Consider the following 10,601-nt stretch of genomic DNA (forward strand, 5'->3'; position numbering starts at 1 on the left):
TTTGAACACTATATTATAAACTAATATATATTGAACTCACGGGAGGATTATTCGGTGATAAGTATCTTACTTGCGAAGAAAATAGCAGAATTTTTTATTTTTATCATTTTGGGATTTTTAATTGTTAGATGCAATATTTTGAAATCGACAGACTCAGAGGTAGTTACAAAACTTTGCATCTATCTTATGACTCCTGCAATAATTATTAATGCCTTTCAAATAGACGCTACCGGTAATGTTATAAAAGGATTATTATTAGCAGTATTTAATGCTGTCATTATTCATATTGTCTGCATTATAATAGCCAAATTATATGGAAGACTTACAAACGCAACCGAAGTAGAAAGAGCATCTATTATATATTCTAATGGTGGAAATCTAATAGTACCTATAGTCGGATCAGTTCTCGGTGATGAATGGGTTGTTTATTCTGCAGCATTTGTTGCTGTCTTTAATATATTCGTATGGTCCCATGGAAGAGGAATGTTTGCTAAAGAAGATGGCATTCCATGGAAGAAAATATTACTTAATGTAAATATTATCTCTATAGGAGTAGGATTATTTATGTTAGCTTTCGACTATAAATTTACAGGACTTGCATCTTCAGTGATAGCCTCCCTAGCAGATATGGTTGGTCCGGTATCAATGATTATAGTTGGAATGGTTTTAGGGGGCATGAAAGTACAAAACATCTTTTCTAACAATAGAATCTGGGGCGTAATATGCATGCGTTTGATTATATGTCCTCTTGTTATTCTTTTAATAATGAGCTTATTACCAGTTGAATCTTTTGTTTCAGGAGGAGATACAGTTATGCTTGTCTCTTTTTTGGCAGCATGTGCTCCATGTGCTGCAACAATAAATCAATTTGCCATTTTGTATTCAAAAAATGCTGAATACGCAAGCGCAATAAATATTTTGTCTACTTTGTTATGTATTCTTACCATGCCTATAATGGTTTATTTATTTCAGATTAATCACTAATATAGAGTTCAATTTTTTTATTTATAATTAATCAGTATGTATTATTTCGATTTCTTCAGGGGTACAGCCGTAATCATCAATTAACATTTGTCTTATATTTTCAACGCAAAATCAGAGCAGAACTAATTTGGAAAAACGTTTTACTTTTTGATTCTTTATGATAGAATGAAAATATCTAATTTAAAAATAATTATTGGGGAGAGGCATAAATGGTTCGAAAAGATATGGAAAACTCGATTACCATAAAGGATATAGCGGCGAAATGTGGGGTTTCTATATCTACAGTCTCCAATGTTCTTAATGGACGAACAAACAAAGTGAGTTCAGAAGTCTATCAAAGAATAATGGACGTGGTAAAAGAGACAGGCTATAAGCCAAACTATCTTGCTAAAAAGCTTAGAGCTAGTTCTACTAAAACAATCGGTGTTATTGTTGAGGATTTGATACTGTTTTCTACCGCGCCTATTATCGAAGGTCTTATGAAAAAGGCCGAGGAAAAAGGCTATGACGTTGTTATAGAAAATATGCGTCTTTTTGGCAGATGGAATGATGGCTGGATGAACGACAATGGCAAGTTTCAATCTGCCTTTGGTACTGTGATGAACAAAATGGAAGCTCTCAATGTGGATGGCATAATCTACATTGCAGGGTACGAGCACATGGTTGATATTCAAAAAAAGCCTGAAAATATCCCTTTTGTCATGGTCTATGCAAGTGCTACAGATTCAAGCATTCCTAGTTTTAGGCTTGATGACGAGGCAGGTGGCTACACCTCCTACAAGTATCTTCATGATATGGGCCACAGGAAAATAGGTATTATTACTGGCGAGGATTCAAACTACCATACTGTAAATAGAATTAGAGGAATTCAGCGGGCTATGTTTGAGGCTGGAATGCTCTTTGATCCTTCTTTAGTGGTATATAAGACCTGGAATAAAAAGGGCGGCTACGAGGGAATGAAGCAGTTGGCTGACAAAGATATCACCGCTGTTTTATGCTTGTCAGATTTGATTGCCACTGGTGTATATCAGTATTTGCTAGAGCACGATTTAAAACCAGGCAAGGACCTGTCCATTATTGGCTATGATAACCATGAAGCATCAATGCTCCTATATCCAACATTAACAACAATCACCTTGGCTCTTGAAGAATTAGGCTCATCAGCCGCTACATGGATTATAGATAAATGCGAGAAACGTGGCGAAGAAGCTGATAATAAAAAGCTACAGTTTAACATTGCAGGAAAACTTATAGAAAGAGAATCTGTTCAAAGAATAGGATAATAGCAAAGTTGATTTGGGCTATCCATACGAAAGTATGGATAGCCTTTTTTTAGTTAGAACGTGTAACGTTTTAGTTTTAAATGTGAAAATTTGGTGAAAAATAACAAAATGTTGGTCAATATAACGGAATATTATACAATTGACTATTATTATTGATGAAAATATAATAAAAAACATAAGGTAAAACGTTACACCGATTTGGGGTGTATAAAAACTATTTATTTTTTTGGGAGGAGAATACAATGGGATTAAAAAAACGGTTATTATCATTGGCTCTTGCTGCTTCAATGATGGCAACCATGGTTGGCTGTGGCAGCAATACTGACAGTGCAAGTGCCTCAGAGAGCGCTCAGGTAGCCGAGGAAGCAAAGGCAAATGGAGAAGATGCCGCTGCTGCTGTTATTGAGGCAAGAAAAGCCAAGGCTGCTGAAACTGGTGAGTACCAGAAGGTAGTTGTTTCTTTCTTTGACTGGACAGGTGCTCCAGCAGGAATCGACAGAATTAATGAAGCAATCAGCCAGCACACTAGAGAGACATTAGGTCTTGATGTTGAACTTCTTATTATTGATTCGGCTGCTTATAGTGATGACATTAAGCTGATGCTTTCATCTGGCGAGCAGGTTGATTTGTTTTCAACATGTGGCCCTGGATATATGACATGTGTAAACAATGGATACACTTTAGATCTTGAAGAAAACGATTTACTTGCAACATATGGTGCAGAGCTTAATTCTTTAATTAGAGATGACTATTTGGATGCATGTAGAGTTGGCGGCGTTTTATATGGTGTTCCACCTATTAAGGATTATGCAATCCAGACAGCTACAATCCTTGTTGGTACAGAATATCTTGAAGGCGCAGGCTATGACGTTTCAAAGTTTGAAACAGATGACTTGGGATATTACAAGGCAACTTGGGATGATGTAGATGAGATTTTTGCAGCAATCCATAAGGCTTATCCAGACAAGACTGTTTTCTCAACACAGGACAATCTCCTTACACAGGGTAGCTGCGTTGATAATGTTGGAGGTGATTATTTCGGAACACTTCTTGATCCTGCTAACAGCCTTAAGATTGAAAATGTTTACGAATCAGATTTGTTTAAAGAGTGGGCAGATAGAGCTTATAGATGGAATCAGGCTGGATACATTTCTGGCGATGCTATGAGCGACAAAACAGGTGCATCTGCAAGAATTAAGTCTGGCTCATTTATGGCAATGATGTCACAAAGCAAGCCAGCTTATCAGAATCAGATTAATGGTGAGTGTGGCAGAGATATGACAATCTTTGATGTTGGCGAAGCATTTATGTCTTCATCAGCTGTTTCATCATTCCCATGGTGCATTAATCAGTCTACAGAGGACCCAATCGCAGCAATGCAGGTACTTACAGCACTTTACACTGACCCAGAGCTTGCAAACTTAGTTTGCTGGGGCCAGGAAGGCGTAGAGTACAAGGTAAATTCTGATACATCAATTAACTGGGCTGACGGTGTAAATGCTGACAACTCAGAGTACTATCCAAACGTACTTTGGATGATGCCAAACCAGTATGCAGCTCATGTTTGGGAAGGTGATCCTCTTGATGTAGGTCAGCAGACAGCAGACTTTAACGACAATTGTGCAGTTAAGTCAAAGGCTCTTGGATTTACTTGGGATAACACAGATTACACAACAGAGTTTACAGCTCTTAAAAACGCATACGAAGAATTCTATGCACAGGTAATGTACGGTTTCGTTGAGCCTGAAAAAGGTTTGAAGGAACTCAATGATGCATTATATGCAGCAGGTTTACAGGAATACATGGATGCAAAGCAGGCTGCACTTGATGAGTGGGCTTCAGAGAACGGTATTAAATAATTGGTTTGAAAAGAGCCGGCTGACATTTAGCCGGCTCTACTAATAAAAGATGGTGAATATATGAGCAAAGAGAATAAGAATCCAGCTGAAAAAAAGAAACTAAAAAAACGTCTTAAAAGGTATTTCCCCATATACATCATGGCTTTACCAGGCCTGATTTATCTATTCATAAACAATTATATGCCACTACCAGGCCTGGTATTGGCGTTTAAAAAGTACAACGCTAGAAAGGGAATATTCGGATCCGATTTTGTGGGATTTAAGAATTTTAAATATCTTTTTGCCACAAGAGATGCATTTGTTATTACCAGAAATACTATACTTTATAATCTGGCGTTTATTATCGTAAATACGATACTTGCCATTTTTGTGGCCATATTGATCGCAGAAATGACATCCAGGATGAAAAAGATATATCAGTGTCTGATACTTTTGCCTTATATGGTATCAATGGTAATTGTTAGCTACCTGGTATATGGCTTTTTGTCAAATGACAATGGATTTGTCAACAACACAATACTTCCATTGTTTGGGAAAGAACCTATACAGTGGTATATGGAAAAGAAATACTGGCCGTTTTTGCTAACCTTTGTTAATGCATGGAAAGTCATTGGTTATAATTCAATCATCTATATTTCAACAATTCTAGGAATTGATAAAGGAATATACGAATCGGCAGCTATCGATGGTGCCAGCAAGTGGGTGCAGATAAAAAAGATCACAATTCCGCTATTAAAACCTACGGTTATTATGATGACATTGCTTGCAGTAGGAAGAATATTCTATTCAGACTTTGGACTTTTCTATCAGGTTCCACAGAATCAGGGCGCATTGTTTTCTGTAACTAATACAATTGACACTTATGTATATCGAGGACTGCTTGAGCTAGGGGACATGTCAATGTCTGCAGCAGCTGGTTTATATCAGTCCATAGTAGGATTTATTCTGATTATTTTAGCTAACTACTCAGTCAGACGAATTGATCCTGATAGCGCATTATTCTAAGGAGGAATGAAAAGTGAAGGACGAAAAAAGATTTCAAATTTTTGCTCACATAGTATTAATCATTTTATCCTTATTGGCAATTCTTCCAATGATTTTGATGGTAATGAGCTCTTTTACTGATAACGACGTGCTGATAGCTGAGGGATACAAATTCATTCCAAGCAAATTTTCAGCCTATGCCTATGAGTATATTTTCAATACAGGTAATTCTGTAATCAGAGCATATGGGGTTTCAGTGGTTCTTACAGCAGTTGGAACAGCTTTGTCGCTGGCTATTACTACTATGCTTGCATACGCAATTTCAATCAAGGATTTGCCAGGTAGGAAATGGATAACATTTGCAATAGTGTTTTCTATGCTGTTCAATGGTGGCTTAGTTCCAACATATATGGTATATACGAATATTTTTAATCTGAAAAACACTTTTTTGGCATTGCTATTGCCAGGACTTTTGATGAATGCTTTTAACATTATGCTTATGAAATCATATTTTGTTTCTAGCATTCCAAGTGAAATCTTAGATGCGGCTTACATTGATGGTGCATCTGAGACAATGACATTTTTCAAAATAGTTATTCCACTATCAAAGCCTATCATGGCAACAGTTGCGTTGTTTGCTGGCATTGGTTACTGGAATGACTGGATGAATGGCTACATCTATATAACAAAAAGAACGGAGCTTTATTCTGTGCAGAACCTGTTAAACAGAATGATGCAGAATATACAGTTTTTATCACAATCCAGCTCCAATGTACAAAATGCAAATTCGGGCTTGTCCGCTATACCTTTAGCTTCAGTTAGAATGGCAATGGCTACAGTTGGTATTTTACCAATTATCGTAATGTATCCATTTGTACAAAAGTATTTTGTAAAAGGTATCACTCTAGGCGGAGTTAAAGGCTAATAAAATAAAGGAAATTGATTAGAATGGCAAAACTATATATAAATCCAAACCGCAAAATGGGACATATCAATCCAGAATTACAAGGACATTTTTCGGAGCATTTAGGAAGATGTATCTATGAGGGATTGTATGTTGGTGAAGGTTCGGATATTCCAAATGTAAATGGAATGCGAACCGATGTTGTGGAAGCATTAAAAGAAATGAAGATTCCTGTGCTACGTTGGCCAGGTGGATGCTTTGCAGACGAATATCATTGGAAGGATGGTATCGGCGACAAGGCAAAGCGAAAAAAGATGATAAACACTCACTGGGGCGGAGTAGTTGAAGATAATAGCTTTGGCACACATGAATTCATGGAACTGTGTAGACAGCTAGGATGCAAGCCATATGTTAATGGAAATGTTGGCAGCGGCACAGTTCAGGAGATGAGCGAGTGGGTTGAGTACATGACCTTTGATGGAGTATCTCCAATGGCGGATTTACGTAAGGCAAATGGCGATGAGAAAGCCTGGGTAGTAGATTATTTTGGCGTAGGTAATGAAAACTGGGGATGCGGCGGAAATATGCTTCCTGAATACTATGCTAATGAGTATCGCAGATATCAGACTTATGTCAGAAACTATAATCCAGACCACAAGATTTTTAAGGTAGCCTGTGGTCCTAATGGAGATGATTATGAATGGACTGACACAGTAATGAAGAAATGCTTTGAAAACTGTGGCCCAAATCATGGCTTCATGGATGGCTTATCATTGCATTACTACACGGTACCTGGAGAATGGGAGCACAAGGGCGCTGCTACAAAATTCACCGAAAAAGAGTACTATGAGACCTTAAAAAAGACCTTATACATGAACGAGCTGATAGAGCGCCACTTAGCTATCATGGATAAATACGATAAAAATCATGACGTAGCCCTCATAGTAGACGAGTGGGGCACATGGTTTGATGTAGAGCCAGGCACTAATCCGGGATTTTTATATCAGCAAAACACAATGCGCGATGCCATGGTGGCTGCTCTCAATCTTAATATTTTCAACAAACACTGCGACAGAGTGAAGATGGCAAACATAGCTCAGCTGGTAAATGTATTGCAGTCTGTGATCCTTACTGAGGGTGATAAGATGGTAAAAACGCCTACCTATCAGGTATTTAAAATGTTTAGCCATCATCAGGATGGGCAGCTTGTGGAAAGCTTTGTGGAGACTTCTGAAGTTGGAGTAGAAGATGAGAATCAAATTCCAAACCTTTCTGAATCCGTATCTATTGGAAAAGATGGCAAGCTACACATAACAATCGCAAACACAGCTTTAAATGTTGACTATGATATTAACGGAATCATGATAGATGCTGCGCCTAAGAATGTTAAGGCTGAAATAATCCATGGCCCTATGGATGCTTATAACGATTTTGACAACGCTGAGGTAGTTACCATAAAGGAATTCAATTGTATTAAGATTGATAATAATGATATCGTATTTACGATTCCAGCATGTAGTATTGTTCATATAGAAGTAGAGATGTAAGTTAGTTGAAGACGATGGAAGTGCAGAGGACTCTGAGTAATCAGAGTCCTTTTTTAGAATAGCTTGCGACGAGACATTTAACGTTCTTTAAGGCAAATATAAAATTTTATCATATCAGTCTATGTTATACTCACTATAGTTAATTATGTAGAGGAGGGCCTATGAATTCCAGAGAAGAAATCAAAGCAATTGTTGAATCACAACGTGCTTTCTTTAAAACCAATACAACTTTAGATTTAAGCTATCGCATTGATGCTCTTAAAAAGCTAAAGGCGATGGTTATTTCTCATGAAAAGGAAATGGAAGAGGCCCTTGAAAAGGATTACCTTCCCATCTAACTACATTACAGTTATTGACAGCGGCCAGATTTGCATCAACATCAATCAGGTTGCCGTTGCAAAAGAAATTGCTGATGATTTTATAAAAGAGCTGAGAGCAGCCTTTAATAAAAGCTTGGGGAATGACCCTTTAACAAATCCAGAGTATCCAAAGCTGATTACAGCAAGAGCTTATGATAAATGCGAAGCAGAAGCAAAAGAATATGAAGATAGAATTCTTTTTGGTGGAAAGGGTAATCGCGAGACCCAAAAATTTGAGCCAACCATCATCTACCCAGTGGCCACCAACGAAAAGATTGTTAATCACGAATTATTCAATCCACTGCTTCCAATCGTCCCATACGAGGATGACAAGATTGATGAGTTGATTGAAGAAATCTCAAGAAGAGAGCATGGACTTTCACTATACATTTTCACACGAAATAAAAGATGGGCTAAGCGCATGTTTGCGACCATGCAATATGGCGGTGGATGTCTAAACGAAGTATGTGTTCACTTGATGGTAAAGGGTGTACCATTTAATGGCGTGGGCCATTCGGGAATGGGAGCGTACCACGGCGATGCTGGATTTAGAGAGTTCACTCATTCATCCACCGTTTTATACGGAAAAACAAAAGGCAACTTATCACTGCGAGAGCATCCTTATTCAAAGGGAGCCGAGGGCAAGATGAGATTGCTAGAGCTATTTGAAAGATAATTAAGAAATATGATTTTGATTGGAGGATGAAACATTTAACGTTTTAATCACAGGCTGGTGCTATTATACATCCATGGAGGGGTGAGCTATGGATGCAATTGTACCAGTAAAAGATGATCAAGAAGCTGCAAATGAATACTTTGAAGTATATATGTCACTGCGAGCTGCGCTGAGAGAAGGCAAGATTGAAACCACTGATGTGGAAGAATATCTGGCATATAAGGAACGAATGCTTCCAAAGAAAGCTAGGGAAATTGCGCAGGAAATGATTTTAAATGTTAAAGACTACCAATAGGTGGTCTTTTTGCGTATAGAAACCATGGAGAATTTTTATGGGAGTATTAATTATTATTATAGGACTAATTTCAATATTTGTACTTAGAGCAATAAACAGTACACCTGAAGCTATTGGAAAAAGAGGCGAAAATGAAATCGCAAAGGACCTTTATAGCATAAATTTTGGGGGATACGAGGGTTATTGCCTAAAGAATATTTATGTTCCTAGAGAAGATGGCTCTACTTCGGAAATAGATTTGTTATATATAACATGCAAAGGTTTCTTTGTTATTGAAAGTAAGAATTATAGCGGATATATTTTTGGTAACGATCGAAGGAAGGAGTGGACCAGTACGCTTTATGGTGGAAGAGCTTGGTTTGGCCGTAGTAAGGTTAATAAATATAAGTTTTATAATCCTGTTTGGCAAAATAATACTCATATTAAAGCTTTAAAACATTATTTAGGAGATATTTCTGCGGTATCTATTATTGTATTTGGTGGTAACTGTGAATTAAAAAATATAAATGTAAATGCGAATAATGTATATATCTGTTACGAGAATGACCTTAAGAAATTAATAAAGAGTATTTGGAATGCAACACCTACAAGATATACTAGGGAAGAAGTAGAAAGGTACTACAATAGGCTTTTGCCATTGACGGGTGCTACTACTGAAGCGAAAAGAGCTCATGTTCAAAAGATTTATGAAAAACAACAAGGCGAAAAGTGTCCACGTTGTGGAGGAACGTTGGTATTAAGACAAGCTAAAAAAGGAATCTATGCAGGCAATCAGTTTTACGGATGCTCCAATTATCCAAAGTGTAAATTTATAAGGAACAATTAGACATGAAAACGCCCAAGAGAAACCTCTTGGGCGTGATTATTTATAACAAGCAACAAGGATTTTGGGCGGGCGTCCAATAGCTCCCGCATCTCTCGGAGTTACCTCCTATCAAACCATCGGCGTGTAGACGTGGACGAATTCTTCTACCTCCAAAAACCTTGAAGTTGTAACTATAATAATAACACGGATATAATTTTTGTAAAGAATAGCTTGCGACAATACATTTAACGTTTTTATAATTTATAGTTGTTTTCTTCCCATTTTTTCCATATTTCTTTTTTATAATTCCAGTGTTGATAGTAATTTAATATAGGGACACCTTGCTTACTTAGATATTCGCCAATATAATTTTCAATTCCATTTCGACACTCCAATACATTGGTGCAGCCTTTTAGGCCTACTGCTTTTAGATCCTTGAAAGTTATTAATATTAGCTTCTGTTTATCCCATTTTTCATTTAAATGATCTAAAATCATTCCAGTAGTAGTTTTGTAAGAAAACCTTATATCTGCACCAGCTCCCACAACAGCAACGTGACCATTTTCAGTAAATAGCTTCCTGTATACTTTAAACGCACCTAAGAATTGACTAAAGAAAATACCTCAAGTAAATTTAGATTATTACTGACCTGACCGTTGGTAAAAAATCTAAACATACATGAGGTACATACAATGAATATTAAAGGCAGAAACAAGAAAAATCAAGCGAAGGTTGTAAACATTTTTGAAAAGCAGGAAGTAATTGAAAAAGCAGAAGTTCTTAGAAAAGGGTTTAAGGCTCATACTTGGAGAGAACTAGAGACTAAAGGTAAGTTTCGTAAGAATGAAAAACTTTCATTTATTACAGAGGATATGCTTATACTTGGATGCGATATAGGCAGTGAA

General features: G+C 37.1%; 11 protein-coding genes and 1 pseudogene. 11 read left to right on the top strand and 1 reads right to left on the bottom strand.

Going from position 1 to position 10,601, the window contains the following annotated elements:
• The first annotated feature begins 54 nt into the window (after positions 1 to 54).
• From BM102_RS09495 to BM102_RS14520, 10 genes are all read left to right on the top strand, one after another.
• Positions 55 to 984 (top strand): AEC family transporter, encoded by a 930-nt coding sequence (locus tag BM102_RS09495; protein WP_143085483.1) that lies wholly within the window; start codon positions 55 to 57, stop codon positions 982 to 984.
• A 209-nt stretch (positions 985 to 1,193) separates the two neighbouring features.
• Positions 1,194 to 2,267 (top strand): LacI family DNA-binding transcriptional regulator, encoded by a 1,074-nt coding sequence (locus tag BM102_RS09500; RefSeq protein ID WP_090481413.1) that lies wholly within the window; start codon positions 1,194 to 1,196, stop codon positions 2,265 to 2,267.
• 242 nt (positions 2,268 to 2,509) lie between these two features.
• Complete coding sequence (locus BM102_RS09505) at positions 2,510 to 4,126, top strand: ABC transporter substrate-binding protein (protein ID WP_090481415.1); 1,617 nt, start codon at positions 2,510 to 2,512, stop codon at positions 4,124 to 4,126.
• 60 nt (positions 4,127 to 4,186) lie between these two features.
• Positions 4,187 to 5,131 carry an ABC transporter permease gene (locus BM102_RS09510; RefSeq protein ID WP_242942925.1) on the top strand — a complete coding sequence of 315 codons (945 nt, stop codon included), beginning with the start codon at positions 4,187 to 4,189 and terminating at the stop codon, positions 5,129 to 5,131.
• Between the two features lie 13 nt (positions 5,132 to 5,144).
• Positions 5,145 to 6,035: a carbohydrate ABC transporter permease gene (locus BM102_RS09515; RefSeq protein WP_090481418.1), complete on the top strand. Its 891-nt coding sequence runs from the start codon at positions 5,145 to 5,147 to the stop codon at positions 6,033 to 6,035.
• A gap of 23 nt (positions 6,036 to 6,058) precedes the next feature.
• The gene (locus BM102_RS09520; RefSeq protein ID WP_090481421.1) at positions 6,059 to 7,561 is read left to right on the top strand and encodes an alpha-N-arabinofuranosidase; all 1,503 of its coding nucleotides are present in this window, start codon (positions 6,059 to 6,061) and stop codon (positions 7,559 to 7,561) included.
• 161 nt (positions 7,562 to 7,722) lie between these two features.
• Positions 7,723 to 7,899, top strand: a complete 177-nt coding sequence (locus BM102_RS14350; RefSeq protein WP_177194949.1) for a hypothetical protein — start codon at positions 7,723 to 7,725, stop codon at positions 7,897 to 7,899.
• The gene (locus tag BM102_RS09525) at positions 7,874 to 8,596 is read left to right on the top strand and encodes an aldehyde dehydrogenase family protein (protein ID WP_242942926.1); all 723 of its coding nucleotides are present in this window, start codon (positions 7,874 to 7,876) and stop codon (positions 8,594 to 8,596) included. The genes BM102_RS14350 and BM102_RS09525 overlap by 26 nt, the downstream gene beginning before the upstream one ends.
• 88 nt (positions 8,597 to 8,684) lie before the next feature.
• Positions 8,685 to 8,891 carry a hypothetical protein gene (locus BM102_RS09530; protein ID WP_090481426.1) on the top strand — a complete coding sequence of 69 codons (207 nt, stop codon included), beginning with the start codon at positions 8,685 to 8,687 and terminating at the stop codon, positions 8,889 to 8,891.
• Positions 8,892 to 8,928: 37 nt separating this feature from the next.
• Positions 8,929 to 9,717 (top strand): nuclease-related domain-containing protein, encoded by a 789-nt coding sequence (locus BM102_RS14520; RefSeq protein WP_090481428.1) that lies wholly within the window; start codon positions 8,929 to 8,931, stop codon positions 9,715 to 9,717.
• Between the two features lie 233 nt (positions 9,718 to 9,950).
• On the opposite strand, the gene BM102_RS09540 is transcribed toward BM102_RS14520, so the two are convergent.
• Positions 9,951 to 10,241 (bottom strand): hypothetical protein, encoded by a 291-nt coding sequence (locus tag BM102_RS09540; protein ID WP_090481431.1) that lies wholly within the window; start codon positions 10,239 to 10,241, stop codon positions 9,951 to 9,953.
• A gap of 147 nt (positions 10,242 to 10,388) precedes the next feature.
• Between BM102_RS09540 and BM102_RS09545 the strand changes: the two are divergent.
• Positions 10,389 to 10,601, top strand: a pseudogene (locus BM102_RS09545) (IS110 family transposase); the annotation flags it as partial.

Source organism: Pseudobutyrivibrio sp. JW11 (assembly GCF_900115355.1).
GTDB lineage: Bacteria > Bacillota > Clostridia > Lachnospirales > Lachnospiraceae > Pseudobutyrivibrio > Pseudobutyrivibrio ruminis.